This is a genomic window from Tropicimonas omnivorans (genome assembly GCF_031846565.1).
Classification (GTDB): Bacteria; Pseudomonadota; Alphaproteobacteria; order Rhodobacterales; family Rhodobacteraceae; genus Tropicimonas_B; species Tropicimonas_B omnivorans.
Genome location: NZ_JAVRHL010000001.1, coordinates 657,005 through 671,357, shown reverse-complemented (window position 1 = coordinate 671,357; position 14,353 = coordinate 657,005). Strand labels below are relative to the sequence as shown.

Sequence of the window (14,353 nt, the reverse complement as noted above, 5' to 3'; positions counted from 1 at the left end):
CTTCGTCGTTCGGGCCGTCCATTGTCTCCTGCCCCGGACGGCCTATAAGAAAGGGCGGTCTGCACCACGGCAAGGGCCCATGACCGATCATCCCCAGAGCGACCCGACGTCCCCCGAAACGCATTTCGGCGCACGCACCGTCCCGGAGTCCGAGAAGAAGGGGCTCGTCCAGGGCGTCTTCACCTCCGTCGCGTCCCGCTATGACCTGATGAACGACCTGATGAGCGGTGGCGTTCACCGGCTCTGGAAGGATGCCATGATGGACTGGCTGGCACCGCGTCCCGGCCAGACCCTTCTCGACGTGGCCGGCGGGACGGGGGACATCGCGTTTCGGTTCCTCAAGCGCGCGCCGAGCGCGACGGCCACGATCTGCGACGTCACCGCCTCCATGCTCGAGGCCGGGCGCGGACGCGCGGACGCGGAGAACTTCGCCGAGCGGCTGGATTGGGTTGCGGGCGATGCGATGGCGCTGCCGTTCCGGGCATCGTCCTTCGACGTCTTCACGATCGCCTTCGGAATCCGCAACGTCACGCGGCCGCAAGAGGCCCTGAACGAGGCGTTCCGCGTCCTGAAGCCCGGCGGGCGACTGATGGTTCTCGAATTTTCCCGCGTCCCGAATGATGCGCTGCGCCGCGCCTACGACGCCTACTCGTTCAACGTCATTCCCGGCATGGGCAAGCTCGTGACGGGGGACCGCGACAGCTACCAGTACCTCGTGGAATCGATCCGCAAGTTCCCCGATCAGGACACCTTCGCCTCCATGATCCGGACCGCCGGCTTCGAGCGCGTCGCGTATCGCAACCTCTCGCTCGGGATCGCGGCACTTCATTCGGGGTGGAAGATCTAGGTGCGCGGGCCCCACAATATCTGGCGGCTGATCCGCACCGGCGCGACGCTCGAGAGGACGGGTGCGATGAGCGTCGTCCTCGAAGCGATGGATGCGCCGCCGCGCCTGCGCGCCGTCGCGCGTATCCTGGGGCGGCCGTTCCGGTTCCTCGGGGACGAGGGCGATCCTGCGCTGCCACCCGCAACGCGCGCCCTGACCGCGCTCGGTCCGGCCTACATCAAGTTCGGCCAGATCCTCTCCACGCGCCCGGACGTGGTGGGCGACGATCTCGCCCGCCAGCTCCGCGTCCTGCAGGACAAGCTCGCCCCGTTCCCGCGCAGCGAGGCGCTCGCCGCCGTCTCCGCGGAGCTGGAAGCCGATCCCGACACGCTCTTCTCGGAATTCTCGGAGCCCGTCGCCGCCGCTTCGATTGCGCAGGTTCACCATGCGCGTGTCGCCGAGACGGGACAGGAGGTTGCGGTGAAGGTGCTGCGGCCGGGCATCGAGCAGGCCTTCCGCCGGGATATCGATGCGTTCTACCTGATCGCGTCCGTGATCGAGACGCTTCACCCCGCCTCCCGCCGCCTGCGGCCGCGCGAGGTCGTGGAGCATTTCGAGAACACCGTGCTCGGTGAACTCGACCTGCGGATGGAAGCCTCCGCAGCCGCAGAATTCGCCGCGAATACCAAGGCGGACAAGGGGTTCCGGGTGCCGGGCGTGCACTGGTTCCTCTCCGGCCGCAGGGTGATGACGCTGGACTGGGCCGAAGGCATTCCCGCGAATGACCTGCCGTCGATCGATGCCATGCAGCACGACCGCGCGGCCCTCGGCGATCGGGTGCTGGAGCTGTTCCTCAACCATGCGCTCCGGGACGGCTACTTCCATGCGGACATGCATCAGGGGAACCTGAAGGTCTCTCCGGAGGGGGACATCATCGCCCTCGATTTCGGCATCATGGGGCGGATCGACGATTACACCCGCCGGGTCTATGCCGAGATCATCTACGGCTTCATCCGCAAGGATTACCGGCGGGTTGCAGAAGTGCACTTCGAAGCGGGGTACGTCCCGGCCGACCGCGATGTGGACGAGTTCGCCCGGGCCCTGCGCGCCGTCGGCGAGCCGATCTTCGGCATGGACGCCTCCCGCATCTCGATGGGCCGCCTGCTGACCTATCTCTTCGAGGTCACGGAGCGTTTCGGGATGGAGACGCGGACGGAGCTCATTCTTCTGCAGCGCACCATGGTCGTGGTGGAAGGGGTGTCGCGGTCGCTCAATCCACGCATCAACATCTGGAACACCGCGCAGCCCGTGGTCGAGACCTACATCCGCGACAATCTCGGCCCCAAGGCCTTCGCACGCGATCTGGCACGGACGGCGCGTGTCCTGTCCCGGTTCGGCCCGCGCCTGCCGCATCTCGCCGAGGATCTCCTGCGCGAATCGCAGAAGGACCGGCGGGATCAGGCACAGGAGCAGGGGCGGAGGGAGGAGCCGAGGAGACGCGGTCTGTGGTTCGCGTTCGGCGCGGCCTCGGCGCTCCTTGCCGGGTGGGTCATGACCCTGCTCTGATGCCGGTCCGCTACTGTCCTGCCCTGACAGAGACGATCTCGGAGGCGGCGACCTCCGCGCCGCCGGCGAGCACCAGTCGGACCTGCCCCCCGGCGTTCCGCGCCTCGGTGACCGGAACGTAGACCTCCGCCGGGTCGGTCGAGATCACCTCGCCCGCCTCGTCCAGCGCCTCCGTCTCGAAGCTGTAGGTCCCGGGCGCGGCCATCCCGCCCCCCATGAGTTCTCCGGTCCAGTCCAGCGGCGAGCCGCTCGCCCCGATGCGAACACGGTCCTGCTCCACGCCTTCGGCGTCCCGCACCACAAGATCGACGGTGCTGGCCTCGGCCGGAGGGGATGGCACGACGGTAATCGGCCGCCCGGAGAACGCGGCCGGCGCCTCCGCCCGCGCCTCCATGCCGACCCATCCGGCAAGCTGCGCCATGTTCCCGGCCCCCATCGACTGGGCCAGTCCCTCGAGCAACTGATTGGTCTGGACCTGCTGCTCGACGCCGGAGAACGTCGCGAGCTGAAGCGCGAAATCCGACGATTCCATCGGGTTCAGCGGATCCTGGTTGGCCATCTGGGTCGTCAGCATCTTCAGGAACGTCTCGAAGTCGGACGACAGGGCAGCGCTTGCCGCCTTGCTCGCGCTTGCCTGAGTGCCCTGAGAGGTGAGCTGTGCTGGCGAAACATCCATTCTTGGTCTCCTATAATCTGAGATCGAGGCCCGTGCCCGGCGCCATTGCGATCGAAGCGACAGGCTCTGCTCCGGCTACGTCCGACAGAACTCCTCCGGCCTGGAACGGCGCATCGTCGTCCTTGCCCTGCCGGGTGGATCCGCCGGAGAAGTCGAAGCTCGCAGAGCCATACCCAAGGCCGGCGAGATCGCGGGCGAGAAGCTCGGAATGGCGCCGAATGAGGTCGAGCGTTTCCTGCCGGTCGGCGACGACGCTGACGCTCATCCCGTTCTCGCCTCGGGAGAGGGTCAGGCTAACCCGACCGAGCTCCTCGGGGTCGAGACGAATCTCCACGCGCCCATCGGGTTGGCGCCGCGCGGCGTCGGCGATCTGCTGGGTGATTGCCGCGGCCTGGGTCTGGGCCTGCGCCGGACTGGACTGGGGGGCGCTCGCAGGACCGGCGGAAGACGCGCTCTGCAGCGTCCCCGCGTCCCCGCCCCCTTGAGGCATCACAACCGTCTCTGCCTGTCCGGCCCCGATCACCGGATCGACGGTGGCCAGCTGGAGGAAGACCTGCTGCGGCAGGACCTTGACCTGTGGCGTCACTCGATCGGGTGCCGCGGCCCGGGGCAACGGCTTGTCCTCAACCTCCTCGGGCGGCGCCCGTTCCGGCAGAGCCCGCCCTTCAGTCTTCCCATCCGCCAGGACACGCACCTGCACCTGTCGTTCCTCGGTCGCGGCAGGACCGTCGACCGGGTTCTGCCCGCCGGCCACGCGTCCGGTGACGGCAGGCGGCCCCTCTGCCGCACGCATATCGACGGCACGCATATCGACCGAACGCACATCGACGGCGCGCATATCAACTGAGCGCATATCGACCGGTTGCCCAGGTACGGGCGTGTTGCTCGTCACGGGTCGGAGCTCGGGCTGCCGAGGTACGTCTGCTGCCTCGCTCGTCCCTCTTCTTATGGGCGTTTCGCCGGTCGCCTCGATCCGGGGGGGAGCCGCGAGCTCCGCCCTGGCGGCATCGGTGCGCAAGTCCCTCGTCCGATCCTCCGCCGGCCGGAGATTCGCAGGGTCCACCGCCTCATCACCTTCGGGTTCGCCCCGATGCGAGGGAACGTCCACCGGAGCGATGGTCTCACCGGCGACATCCACGATTTCCGAAGAGTTCGCCGCCTGGGCATCCGGATCGGCATCCGGGGCGTTCACCGGGGCGTTCCCGGCACCAAGGGTCTCCCCGTCAGGCGATCCCGCGCCCTGCTCCCCGTCCGGAACACCAACCTCGGGCATCATGTGGAACAGGAACGACACGCCCGAATCGCCCTTGGTCGCGCCTAGCGCGGGCGTTTTTGAAGGCTCGGGAGCCACGGACGGAACAGTCTGGGGCAGCGCGAGAAACATCGGCTGTGGGCCTCTCTCGGGGTATCGACCACCGCTGGATAGCCCAAGCCCCTTACCACTTCTTTACCGGCGGGACGGTAATAGCGCTGCCACAGACGAAAAGGAGTGGCAGAATGCTGATCGAAACGACCACGCCCGCCCCGCCCCAGGCGGACCGAAACGCGGCGATCCGGAAGGTCGCCGCAGAGCTCGAGGGGTTATTCCTCGACGAAATGCTGAAGCACGCCGGCTTCGGCGAGGCGCGGGAGAGTTTCGGCGGCGGCGTCGGAGAGGCGCAATTTGCAGACATGATGCGCCGCGAACAGGCGCGTCATATCGCGAATGCCGGGGGGATCGGTCTTGCGGAGCAGCTCTTTCAGCAGATCGCGGGGCGGAGCAATGAGTGAACGCAACGCCAAGCGTCTCCTGCGCGTGCTCGAGTCTGAACGCGCGGCCCTCCTGTCCGGTGACCTCGCCCGGCTCGAGGACATCGCCGCGCGGAAGGAAGAGATCCTCGCCAAGGGGATCAGCCCTGCCGCCGCGCTTGCCGAAACGCTTGGGCGGGTCGGTGCCGAGAACCATCGCCTGCTGAAAGCGGCATCCCGTGGGATCGAGTCTGCGCTCTCACGTATCGCGGAAACAAGCGCACCGCTCCGGACCTACGACGCCTCCGGCTCCGCCAAAGGAACACCCGCAAGCGGCCGCCTCGAACGAAGACGCTGATATTTACTTCAATTCTTCCGTGTCTGACCCGTGCACCTTAGCCACCCGTTAGGGTTTCAGCGTCAGACATGGCCTCGCATCCAGCACGGATGGGCAGGCATCGAAAGGGCCCGCTTCGGTCAGAATACCGACCACGCACCGCCCCCTCCCGGCGGAAGATGCAAACAGGCGGAACACGCCGATCCAATTCAAGGACCTTACTCATATGTCCAGCATTCTGACGAACACCAGCTCCATGGTTGCGCTCCAGACCCTCAAGGGGATCAATGCGAACCTGACCAAGACCCAGTCCGAGATCTCCACGGGCAAGTCCGTCGCCTCGGCCAAGGACAATGCCGCGGTCTGGGCCATCTCGAAAGTCATGGAATCCGACGTGAAAGGCTTCAAGGGCATCTCCGAGAGCCTTTCCCTCGGCGAATCCACCGTTGCCGTTGCCCGCCAGGCGTCCGAAACGGTCGTCGATCTTCTGAACGACATGAAGGGCAAGATTGTCGCGGCCCAGTCCGACAACGTCTCCCGTGCCACGCTGCAGGATGACGTCGATGCCCTGACGGATCAGATCAAGTCCGTCGTCGGTGCCGCGCAGTTCAACGGCCTGAACCTCGTCGATGGCTCCAGCAGCGCCTTCAATGCCAACGGCAATCTCGGTTCCGACATCCTGTCCTCGCTTGATCGCAACGCCAGCGGCGGCGTTGCCATCTCCAACATCGGCGTGGATGCCCAGAACCTCTCGACGACCGCCGGCACTGCCGTCACCGCTGCCACCAACAGCGTCGCGACGCTGACCGAGAATGGGGGCGCGAACGACACGACACAGGTCGCCCTCGGCACGAACTTCCTCGATACGGCCGGTGCCGCGGCGGGCGCTGCAGCACTGAAGGCGAGCGAAGCCGGTGTCGACACCTCTGTCAGCACGGGTCTCGTCGCCGGCGACGTCCTCCGTCTCAAGGTTGGCAACACCGAAGGCAGCTATACGGTGCAGGCCGGGGACGACAACAACGCCGTCCTGTCGGGGCTCAAGAACGGTCTGGCCGCAGCTGGTCTTGACGATACGAAGTTCGACCTGTCCCTCGGCGCGGGCACCCTCGACGTCGAGAACCTGACGAACGAGGCGGGCATCGCCATCTCTCTGACGCAGGAACGTGGCACGGGCGCCCTGGCTCAACTCGAGAACCTGAGCGTTGCCACCGAAACCGATGCCGAAACCGCGCTCGGGAACATCGAGGGCATGATCCAGTCCGCAACGACCGCCGCGGCAGCATTCGGTTCCGTCCAGGGCCGTATCGAGACCCAGGCGAACTTCATCGACGAGCTGTCCGATGCCCTGACGGCCGGAATCGGTACGCTGGTGGATGCGGACATGGAAGAAACGAGCGCCAAGCTGCAGGCGCTGCAGGTGCAGCAGCAGCTGGGCGTCCAGTCCCTGTCCATCGCCAACCAGGCGCCGCAGTCGATCCTCTCGCTGTTCCGCTAAGGCACAATCGGGGGCGCGGTCAATCGCGCCCCCGACCCGATCTAGTGTTCGAGACACGAACATCCGGAAGGAAATCCAGTGAACGCAGTCGACATGGCCCGAATGGCCTACGGATCCGGATCGGCGCCGATCCGAACACAGCGCGGCACCGAATACGCCGTCTTCGCAGACGTCACCCGACGCCTGCAATCCGCATGTTCTGCAGGCCCCGACGACTTCGCGGCCCTGGCCTCCGCCGTCCATGCCAACCGCCGCCTTTGGATCATCCTGGCGGCGGACCTCGCGGATACGGACAACGGCTTGCCCAGCGAACTTCGTGCTCGCCTCTTCTACCTCGCCCGGTTCGTCGACCACCACAGCCGCCAGGTCCTGCGCCGCGAAATGGGCGCCGAACCCCTCGTCGACATCAACAGATCCGTCATGCGCGGTCTTGCACCACAGGGGAAGGCAGCATGAGCGGGCTCGTCCTCAAACTGGGGCCCGGCGAGCGCGTGCTGATCAATGGAGCCGTTATCGAGAACGGCGAACGCCGCAGCCGCCTGAGCATCGTCAGCAAGAACGCAAACATCTTGCGGCTTAGAGATGCCATCCACCCGGAGGAAGCGACGACTCCGGTGCGCCGGGTCTGCTACATCGCGCAACTCGTCCTCGCCGGTGACGCGGCCCCGGACGAGGCCCAGCATCAGATCCTGCGTGGAATCGATCAGCTATCCCAAGTCTTCGTTGCACGCGAATGGCTGCAGGTGCTCTCGATCGCAGGAGATCTCGTCCACGAGAAGAATTTTTACCAAGCCCTCAAGATTCTGCGTCGCTTGATCCCGGAGGAAGATCGCCTGATGTCGAGCGGTCTGGCATGAGCTTTCAGCCGATTGTCGTGGGTGGCGGGTATGGCGGCTGGCGTTTTCTGACGAGAACGCTCGAAAGTCAGCAGCAGACACATGCCGAGCATTCGAGTTCGTCGCGGGACAAGGCGTACTTCGCAGAGAAAATCGGATCGATCACCTCTGCGGCCGACCTCGTCGCGGACCGGCGATTGCTCGGCGTCGCGCTTGGTGCCTTCGGCCTCGAGGACGATATCAATAACCGTGCCTTCGTCGAACGTATCCTGTCGGATGGCACGATCGAGCCGGACGCACTCTCCAACCGTCTTGCCGATAAACGTTACAGGAAATTCTCCGCCGCGTTCGGCTTCGGCAGTGGTCTGCCGCCAAAGACCATTCGCCCGGACTTTGCGAATTCGATCCTGAAGGAGTTCGCGGTTCGAAGTTTCGAGAAGGACGTGGGCGAGCAGGACGCGAACCTCCGCCTTGCACTCGGCGCGCGGCGGGAATTGAGCGAGCTTTCAAACGCCGGTGGATCAGCCAACACCGGATGGTACACGATCATGGGCAACAAGCCTCTGAGGGCCGTCTTCGAAAAGGCGTTCGGTCTCCCGTCCTCGTTCGGCGCTCTCGACATCGACGCACAGCTCGACACGTTCAAGGATATCGCTGAACGACGTTTCGGCGCGAGCAGCGCGGCCGATTTCGCTGAGCCGGAACGCATGGAAAAGCTGATCCGCATATTCCTCGTTCGCTCGGACGCCGAGGCATTCGGCGCTACGACGGGATCTGCGGCCCTGACCCTCGTCAGTCAGGCCGCCACCCTTCAGGCAAGTTTCAGGCAGAGATAGAAAAACGAGGCCGCCTCCTGCCTGTTCTGCCCGGCATCCGCCCCGTTGCGAGAGCGGAATCCCTTCGGACCGACATTACATTAGCCCTCCCGGCGCAAGCGCGGCGGACAACTTCAAGAAAGAGGATGCGACGCAGTCCGAGGGTTCGGACACGAATTGATCGAGCGACGCCCATACCTTGATCGCAGCATCCGTGGCTGCATCCGAGCCCGGCTCGTAGAGGCCGGATTGGATCATGAGCTCTGCGCGCGCATAGGCGCCCAGCCTTTGTCGGGCGGTCGCAATAATCGCGTTTTCCCGCGGCGTCGCTGCCGTAGGCAAGCTCCGGGAGACCGACCGCAAGACGTCGATTGCCGGATAGCGGCCGCGCTCGGCAATCTCGCGATCGAGAACCACGTGCCCGTCGAGTACGCCCCGTATCGTATCTGCCACTGGCTCATCCATGTCCGAGCCGGCGACCAGCGTGGAGAACACGGCCGTGATGTCTCCGTCGCATCCAAACGCACCCGGCCCCGTCCGCTCGGCTAGGGACATCGCCGCATGTGACATGGACGGCGGGAAGCCCCGCATCGACGCCGGTTCGCCCGACGCCAGTGCAACCTCTCGATGCGCTTCGGCAAACCGGGTGATCGAATCCGCCAGGAGAAGAACATGCTGCCCCTCATCGCGGAAATGTTCGGCCACCGTCAAAGCCGCCGGCAAGGCCAGCCGCCGGGACAACGGAGGCTGATCCGACGTCGACACCACGACAACGGACCGAGCAAGGCCCTCGGGTCCGAGGACGTCGCGAACGAAGGAGCCGAGCTCCCGCCCCCGCTCCCCGACGAGCGCGATCACCACGACATCGGCTTCGAGTCCCCGGGCAAGCATTCCGAGAAGGGACGATTTCCCGACGCCCGACCCCGCGAAAAGCCCGATCCTTTGCCCTCGAACAACCGGCAGGAGCGTGTCGAACACCGCAAGACCCGTATCGAGCCGTGGCCCGAACGGTTTGCGGGCGGAGGCCGGCGGCGGCGCTGAAAAAAGCGCGCGCGGATTTGAGGACCGGCCGAGCGGGCGCCCGTCAAGCGGCTTGCCGTGAGGATCGACGATCCGGCCAAGCCATCCCTGATCCGGCGCGAGCGTGGGAGGGCCCATGAGAACCGCGGGATCTCCGACCCTCAGTCCCGCGCCATCTCCGTCGGGGAAGACACTGACCGCACTATCGCACAGGCCGACGATCTCCCCCCGTATCCGCCCAGCCACTCCTTCGAACCGAACGTGATCGCCGAGCGCCGCATCTCTTGCGAGACCTCCGACCTCGAACAGACCCCGTCCCGCCGACAGAATTCTTCCCGCCGGCCGAAACGCGCTCCGGTCCCGGAATTCCGCGTCGAACAGGTTTTCTATGGAAGTTTCGGCCATTCTGAGCCTCCCCGTTTTGTTGCAAACGGTTTTTAAAGGAATCAGGCTTAAAAGAGTGTTGAAGCAAACGGGAGAACCCCGATGTTCGACACCTTGAACGTCTTCAAAATGGCCCATGGCATGGCGGCCCATGCCGGGCGTCGCCAGGCGCTTATCGCCGGCAACATTGCGCGCGTGGATATGCCCGGCGAGGTCGCCCGCGATATCGCGCCCTTCAGCGAAGTCTGGGACGCGACGTCCCGGTCAGGCCCGTCAAGAACGCGGGCCGGGCATCTGGTGACCGGCTGGAGCCGCTCCCCGGACGTCATCGCCCAGAAGTCAGGCGCGGACCCGAACGGCAACACCATTTCCGTCGAGACCGAGATGGTGAAGTCGTCGGAGACCCGGCAACAGCACGAAATGGCGCTCGCGATCTACCGCAACGCGCTCAACGTCATCCGGCACGGCCTGGGGCGGTAAGGGATGAACGATCTTGCACGCACCATGTCGCTCTCGGCGAGCGGCCTCAAAGCTCAGGCCGCCCGGATCAAGCATGTCTCGGAGAACATCTCCAACGTGGACACGCCCGGTTACCGGCGAAAGACCGTCGCGTTCACCCTGGAGGAAACCGGCACCGAGACGCGCGCCGTCCGGACGGGCCCCGTTCGGCTGAGCCAGGCGGATCGCGAGCGAATTCACGATCCCTCCCACCCCCTCGCCGATGCCAGCGGGACCTACGAGGGATCGAACGTCGATCTGATGATCGAGATCGCGGACGCCCGTCAAGCCCAACGCAGCTACGAGGCCAACCTCAAGGCATTCGATCAAGCCCGGCAGATGATGGCCGGCCTGCTCGATCTGATCAAACGCTAAAGGAGATCCAGAATGGAGATCGCAGCTCTCGGCGCCCTCAGGGGCTATGCAGATGCACGCCCCGTCACCGCACCCGACCCCGATAGCGGCCCCGGCGCGGTTTTCGGTGATGCAATGCGGAACATGACCGCCACGGTCGCGAAGGGCGAGGCGACGGCGAAGGCGGCGATGCTCGGCGAAGCCGACCCCCACTCCCTCGTCTCCGCCTTGGCGCAGACCGAGCTGGCCGTCGAAACCGCGGCAACCATCCGCGACAAGGTCGTCGAGGCCTATCAGGAAATCCTGCGGATGCCGGTCTGACCCCATGAGCGAGGCCGTTTTCTTCGACGTACTGCGCGAGGGTCTGCGACTGGCGGTCGTGACTTCCATGCCGATCCTCGCGGTTGCGTTGGCGGCGGGCCTCCTCGTCGGCCTGTTTCAGGCCCTGACCTCGGTGCAGGAAATGACGCTTACCTTCGTACCGAAGCTCCTCGCCATCGTCTGCACCTTCTGGATCTCGATGGGGTTCATGACCGGTGCGCTGACAAACTTCTTCACCGCGCGGCTCGTGCCGCTGATCGCGGGGATCTGACATGTCGTCCTATATTTCCCTGACCCGGCAGAGTGGTCTCATGGCCGAGATGCGAACCATCGCCAACAACATGGCGAACCTCTCGACGACCGGCTTCCGCCGCGAGGGGGTCATCTTCTCAGAATGGGTGTCCTCCGCCGGCGAGGGGCCGTCGACAAGCATGGGCGCGGCGCGGGGGCGGAACGTGGATCTGTCGCAAGGGCCGCTCAACCGCACGGGCGGAACGCTCGACCTGGCGATCGAGGGGGAGGGCTTCTTCACCGTCGAAACTCCGGACGGCCCCCGCCTCACGCGGGCCGGAGCCTTTCAGCCCAGCGGCAACGGAGACCTCGTCACTCCCGACGGTCATCTCGTGCTCGACGCGGGGGGCGCCCCGATCTTCGTCCCGCCCGACGCTCGGGGAGTCGCAGTCGCGGCGGACGGCACGGTAAGCGCGGACGGCCGACCCATCTCGCAGATCGGTCTCGTTGTGCCACGCGACCCCACCGAGCTCGAGCGCACGGGCGATACGCTCTTCCGCGCCGAGGGCGGAACCGACCCCGCCGAGAGCGCCACGATCCTGCAGGGCTTCGTCGAGGGGGCCAATGTCAATCAGGTGCTGGAACTGGCGCGGATGATCGAGGTGCAGCGGGCCTACGAGCTCGGTCAGGGCTTCCTCGACCGTGAGAGCAAGCGCGTTTCCAGCGTCATCGAAACGCTCGGCTGAGAGGATATATCTCCATGGAATCACTCAAGATTGCTGCGACGGGCATGACGGCCCAGCAAATGCGGGTCGACGTCATCTCGAACAACCTCGCGAACATGAGCACCACGGGCTACAACGCCCGTCGCGCCGAATTCGCGGACCTGCACTACCGTCAGCTGACCCGCCCCGGCACGATCAATTCATCGGACGGGACAGTGCTGCCAGCAGGCGTCCAGATCGGGCTCGGCGTCCGCCCCTCGGCGGTGACGGTCAACGTGGCCCAAGGGGCGCTCAGCGCGACCGGCGGCGATCTCGACATCGCCATCGAGGGGCGTGGATATCTCGAAGTTGAACTGCCGAGCGGAGCGTCCGGATACACCCGAGACGGCGCATTGAAACGATCGCCGGACGGGCTCATCGTGACGGCGGACGGCTATCCCATCATTCCCGGTCTGACCATTCCCGACGATGCGCGGAGCCTGTCCATTAACGGCGAAGGCGAGATCTACGCCTACTTCGCGGATCGCGTCGAGCCGGAGCTCCTGGGCCAGATCACGCTCGCCAACTTCTCCAACGACAAGGGCCTCGAGGCGATGGGCTCGAACCTGTTTCTCGAAACGGAAGCATCCGGCCCCGCATTGGTGTCCACCCCCGGTGTCGATGGCCTGGGCACCCTGCGCCAGGGCTACCTCGAGGACAGCACCGTCGATGCGGTTCGCGAGATCACGGAACTGATCCAGGCCCAGCGCGGATACGAGCTGAACGCCAAGGTCATCTCCGCCGCCGACCAGATGCTCGGCGCGACAACGCAAATCCGATGAAGGCCCTCGCGACATATCTCGCGCCGCTTGCGGCTCTTCTGGTCTGCCTGCCGGCATCGGCCGAGACACTCGTTGCGACACGTGTCATCCGAGCCAAGACGATCATCGCCCCGGGGGATGTCGAGATCCTCCCCGGCGAGACCACGGGCGCACTGGAACACCCGGCAGAAGCGATCGGCCTCGAAGCTGTGGTCACGCTCTATCCGGATCGCGCGATTCGCCCCGGGGACCTCGCGCCCCCTGCCCTCGTTGAGCGCAACGCCCTAATTACGCTTATCTATCGTGCCGGCGGTGTCGCGATTGCCACCGAAGGGCGCGCGCTCGACCGGGGCGCCGAAGGTGACCGCATTCGCGCCATGAATCTCAGCTCCCGAACCACGGTCACCGGCCGCGTAGATGGATCGGGGCGCGTCGTACTGAGCCCGAACTCGGACCTCGAACTTGCACTGGAGTCCCCTTGATGCGCGCATTCGCCGTCATTCTTCTCTGCCTGGCCGCAGCAGGCTGCAACCGTGTGGGCCATATCGGCCGCGCCCCGGATTTCACATCGAACTCAGGGAATTACGAGCACCACGCCATGGTTGCCGCGCCCCTCGCCACACCGCTCGAGCCGGAGGGCCCGGTGGACCGGGCATCGCTATGGAGCCGGGATCGCCAATCGCTCCTGGGGGATCGGCGCGCAGGCGCCCAGGGGGACATCCTGACCGTCGTGGTGGAGATCGACGAGAAAGCCGAGATCTCGAACTCGACCGAGCGCAGCCGCAGTGGCCGTGAGGATCTGGCGATTCCATCGCTCGTCGGCATCCCCCAGCGGGTTGATCCGCGTCTTCCTCTTGGCGCCAGCCTCGCGGACGCGGTCGATGCGTCGAGTTCCAGCTCTTCCGCCGGGGACGGATCGGTCCGCCGGAACGAAAAGCTGACCCTCCGCGTCGCCGCGACCGTGACGGAGGTTCTGCCGAACGGCGCTCTTCGCGTCCAAGGAAGCCAGGAGGTGCGGGTCAACTTCGAGATCCGCGAACTGATCGTGTCCGGCTATGTCCGGCCCGAGGATATCTCCCGGCAGAACGAGATCACCTACGACAAGATCGCGTCAGCACGCATTTCCTACGGCGGCCGCGGACAGATTACCGACGTGCAGCAGCCGCGGATCGGTCAGCAAATCGCCGATATCATCCTGCCTTTCTGACGGAGCCAGACCCGTGAAGAAACTTCTCCTTCCCCTCATCCTAGCGCTCGCAGGCGGCGGTGGCGGTATCGCGGCGGGACTTGCGCTGAAGCCCGACGGCGAGGGGGAGGACCTGGCGGAGACCTGCGCTCCGCTCGACGGGGACGCCAGCCCCGCCGCGGCCCCGATCCCGCAACCGTCGAACGACACCGAGTTCGTCAAGTTCAACAATCAGTTCATCGTTCCGGTCATGTCCCGCGAGCGAGTCATCTCGATGATCGTGATGTCGATCAGCCTGGAGACCGAGCCGGCACTTCAGGAGGAGGTCTATGCGCGCGAGCCGAAACTGCGGGACGGCTTTCTGCGCGTGCTCTTCGACCATGCCAATGCCGGGGGCTTCAGCGGGACATTCACCGACGCCGCGGTCATGAACGGGCTGAGGCGCGATCTGCTCAGCGTTTCCCATGGCGTCGTCGGGCCGAAGGTGGTGGACGTTCTGATCACGGATATCGCGCGGCAGGATTCCTGAAAGCTCCGCCCGGACGTGGAGCTCGG

General features: G+C 65.5%; 20 protein-coding genes. 17 read left to right on the top strand and 3 right to left on the bottom strand.

Going from position 1 to position 14,353, the window contains the following annotated elements; translation table 11 throughout:
* The first annotated feature begins 79 nt into the window (after positions 1-79).
* On the top strand, positions 80-847 hold the full coding sequence (gene ubiE / locus RM543_RS03325) for a bifunctional demethylmenaquinone methyltransferase/2-methoxy-6-polyprenyl-1,4-benzoquinol methylase UbiE (protein ID WP_311689475.1): 768 nt from the start codon (positions 80-82) through the stop codon (positions 845-847).
* Positions 848-2,392: a 2-polyprenylphenol 6-hydroxylase gene (ubiB, locus tag RM543_RS03320; protein WP_311689474.1), complete on the top strand. Its 1,545-nt coding sequence runs from the start codon at positions 848-850 to the stop codon at positions 2,390-2,392.
* Positions 2,393-2,402: 10 nt separating this feature from the next.
* Here ubiB and RM543_RS03315 read toward each other — a convergent pair whose 3' ends face one another.
* On the bottom strand, positions 2,403-3,068 hold the full coding sequence (locus RM543_RS03315; RefSeq protein WP_311689473.1) for a flagellar hook capping FlgD N-terminal domain-containing protein: 666 nt from the start codon (positions 3,066-3,068) through the stop codon (positions 2,403-2,405).
* Positions 3,069-3,078: 10 nt separating this feature from the next.
* Complete coding sequence (locus tag RM543_RS03310) at positions 3,079-4,452, bottom strand: flagellar hook-length control protein FliK (protein ID WP_311689472.1); 1,374 nt, start codon at positions 4,450-4,452, stop codon at positions 3,079-3,081.
* A gap of 113 nt (positions 4,453-4,565) precedes the next feature.
* Here RM543_RS03310 and RM543_RS03305 point away from each other — a divergent pair, with 113 nt between their 5' ends.
* From RM543_RS03305 to RM543_RS03280, 6 genes are all read left to right on the top strand, one after another.
* Positions 4,566-4,838, top strand: coding sequence for a rod-binding protein (locus tag RM543_RS03305; RefSeq protein WP_311689471.1), 273 nt, complete (start codon positions 4,566-4,568; stop codon positions 4,836-4,838).
* Positions 4,831-5,154: a flagellar export chaperone FlgN gene (flgN, locus tag RM543_RS03300; RefSeq protein WP_311689470.1), complete on the top strand. Its 324-nt coding sequence runs from the start codon at positions 4,831-4,833 to the stop codon at positions 5,152-5,154. Before RM543_RS03305 ends, flgN begins: the two co-directional genes overlap by 8 nt.
* Positions 5,155-5,359: 205 nt before the next feature.
* On the top strand, positions 5,360-6,628 hold the full coding sequence (locus tag RM543_RS03295; RefSeq protein ID WP_311689469.1) for a flagellin N-terminal helical domain-containing protein: 1,269 nt from the start codon (positions 5,360-5,362) through the stop codon (positions 6,626-6,628).
* Positions 6,629-6,706: 78 nt separating this feature from the next.
* Positions 6,707-7,084 carry a flagellar biosynthesis regulator FlaF gene (gene flaF, locus RM543_RS03290; protein WP_311689468.1) on the top strand — a complete coding sequence of 126 codons (378 nt, stop codon included), beginning with the start codon at positions 6,707-6,709 and terminating at the stop codon, positions 7,082-7,084.
* Positions 7,081-7,485: a flagellar biosynthesis repressor FlbT gene (gene flbT, locus RM543_RS03285; protein ID WP_311689467.1), complete on the top strand. Its 405-nt coding sequence runs from the start codon at positions 7,081-7,083 to the stop codon at positions 7,483-7,485. The genes flaF and flbT overlap by 4 nt, the downstream gene beginning before the upstream one ends.
* A 176-nt stretch (positions 7,486-7,661) precedes the next feature.
* Positions 7,662-8,300: a DUF1217 domain-containing protein gene (locus tag RM543_RS03280; RefSeq protein ID WP_311689855.1), complete on the top strand. Its 639-nt coding sequence runs from the start codon at positions 7,662-7,664 to the stop codon at positions 8,298-8,300.
* 75 nt (positions 8,301-8,375) lie between these two features.
* Here RM543_RS03280 and RM543_RS03275 read toward each other — a convergent pair whose 3' ends face one another.
* On the bottom strand, positions 8,376-9,689 hold the full coding sequence (locus RM543_RS03275) for a FliI/YscN family ATPase (RefSeq protein ID WP_432280433.1): 1,314 nt from the start codon (positions 9,687-9,689) through the stop codon (positions 8,376-8,378).
* Between the two features lie 108 nt (positions 9,690-9,797).
* Between RM543_RS03275 and RM543_RS03270 the strand changes: the two genes are divergently transcribed.
* The 9 genes from RM543_RS03270 to RM543_RS03230 are packed head-to-tail and all read left to right on the top strand — an operon-like array spanning position 9,798 to position 14,327.
* A complete protein-coding gene (locus tag RM543_RS03270; RefSeq protein ID WP_311689464.1) occupies positions 9,798-10,163 on the top strand; it encodes a FlgB family protein in 366 nt (121 codons plus the stop codon).
* Between the two features lie 3 nt (positions 10,164-10,166).
* Positions 10,167-10,556, top strand: a complete 390-nt coding sequence (gene flgC, locus RM543_RS03265; protein WP_311689462.1) for a flagellar basal body rod protein FlgC — start codon at positions 10,167-10,169, stop codon at positions 10,554-10,556.
* 12 nt (positions 10,557-10,568) lie between these two features.
* Positions 10,569-10,856, top strand: coding sequence for a flagellar hook-basal body complex protein FliE (gene fliE / locus RM543_RS03260; RefSeq protein WP_311689461.1), 288 nt, complete (start codon positions 10,569-10,571; stop codon positions 10,854-10,856).
* Between the two features lie 4 nt (positions 10,857-10,860).
* Positions 10,861-11,127, top strand: coding sequence for a flagellar biosynthetic protein FliQ (locus tag RM543_RS03255; RefSeq protein ID WP_311689460.1), 267 nt, complete (start codon positions 10,861-10,863; stop codon positions 11,125-11,127).
* 1 nt (position 11,128) lies between these two features.
* Positions 11,129-11,833, top strand: coding sequence for a flagellar hook-basal body complex protein (locus RM543_RS03250; protein WP_311689459.1), 705 nt, complete (start codon positions 11,129-11,131; stop codon positions 11,831-11,833).
* Positions 11,834-11,847: 14 nt separating this feature from the next.
* Positions 11,848-12,633, top strand: a complete 786-nt coding sequence (gene flgG / locus RM543_RS03245) for a flagellar basal-body rod protein FlgG (RefSeq protein WP_311689458.1) — start codon at positions 11,848-11,850, stop codon at positions 12,631-12,633.
* On the top strand, positions 12,630-13,094 hold the full coding sequence (gene flgA / locus RM543_RS03240) for a flagellar basal body P-ring formation chaperone FlgA (protein ID WP_311689457.1): 465 nt from the start codon (positions 12,630-12,632) through the stop codon (positions 13,092-13,094). The genes flgG and flgA overlap by 4 nt, the downstream gene beginning before the upstream one ends.
* A complete protein-coding gene (flgH, locus tag RM543_RS03235) occupies positions 13,094-13,819 on the top strand; it encodes a flagellar basal body L-ring protein FlgH (RefSeq protein ID WP_311689456.1) in 726 nt (241 codons plus the stop codon). The genes flgA and flgH overlap by 1 nt, the downstream gene beginning before the upstream one ends.
* Positions 13,820-13,832: 13 nt before the next feature.
* Positions 13,833-14,327 (top strand): flagellar basal body-associated FliL family protein, encoded by a 495-nt coding sequence (locus RM543_RS03230; RefSeq protein ID WP_311689455.1) that lies wholly within the window; start codon positions 13,833-13,835, stop codon positions 14,325-14,327.
* Positions 14,328-14,353 lie beyond the last annotated feature (26 nt).

What these genes read in the sequence shown, in the direction of transcription:
- RM543_RS03315 (WP_311689473.1), bottom strand. Translation starts at nt 3,068, where the DNA reads ATGGATGTTTCGCCAGCACAGCTCACCTCTCAGGGCACTCAGGCAAGC.
- RM543_RS03295 (WP_311689469.1), top strand. Translation starts at nt 5,360, where the DNA reads ATGTCCAGCATTCTGACGAACACCAGCTCCATGGTTGCGCTCCAGACC.
- RM543_RS03310 (WP_311689472.1), bottom strand. Translation starts at nt 4,452, where the DNA reads ATGTTTCTCGCGCTGCCCCAGACTGTTCCGTCCGTGGCTCCCGAGCCT.
- flgN (WP_311689470.1), top strand. Translation starts at nt 4,831, where the DNA reads ATGAGTGAACGCAACGCCAAGCGTCTCCTGCGCGTGCTCGAGTCTGAA.
- RM543_RS03250 (WP_311689459.1), top strand. Translation starts at nt 11,129, where the DNA reads ATGTCGTCCTATATTTCCCTGACCCGGCAGAGTGGTCTCATGGCCGAG.
- flgH (WP_311689456.1), top strand. Translation starts at nt 13,094, where the DNA reads ATGCGCGCATTCGCCGTCATTCTTCTCTGCCTGGCCGCAGCAGGCTGC.
- fliE (WP_311689461.1), top strand. Translation starts at nt 10,569, where the DNA reads ATGGAGATCGCAGCTCTCGGCGCCCTCAGGGGCTATGCAGATGCACGC.
- flgC (WP_311689462.1), top strand. Translation starts at nt 10,167, where the DNA reads ATGAACGATCTTGCACGCACCATGTCGCTCTCGGCGAGCGGCCTCAAA.
- ubiE (WP_311689475.1), top strand. Translation starts at nt 80, where the DNA reads ATGACCGATCATCCCCAGAGCGACCCGACGTCCCCCGAAACGCATTTC.
- flgG (WP_311689458.1), top strand. Translation starts at nt 11,848, where the DNA reads ATGGAATCACTCAAGATTGCTGCGACGGGCATGACGGCCCAGCAAATG.
- RM543_RS03305 (WP_311689471.1), top strand. Translation starts at nt 4,566, where the DNA reads ATGCTGATCGAAACGACCACGCCCGCCCCGCCCCAGGCGGACCGAAAC.
- RM543_RS03255 (WP_311689460.1), top strand. Translation starts at nt 10,861, where the DNA reads ATGAGCGAGGCCGTTTTCTTCGACGTACTGCGCGAGGGTCTGCGACTG.
- flgA (WP_311689457.1), top strand. Translation starts at nt 12,630, where the DNA reads ATGAAGGCCCTCGCGACATATCTCGCGCCGCTTGCGGCTCTTCTGGTC.
- flbT (WP_311689467.1), top strand. Translation starts at nt 7,081, where the DNA reads ATGAGCGGGCTCGTCCTCAAACTGGGGCCCGGCGAGCGCGTGCTGATC.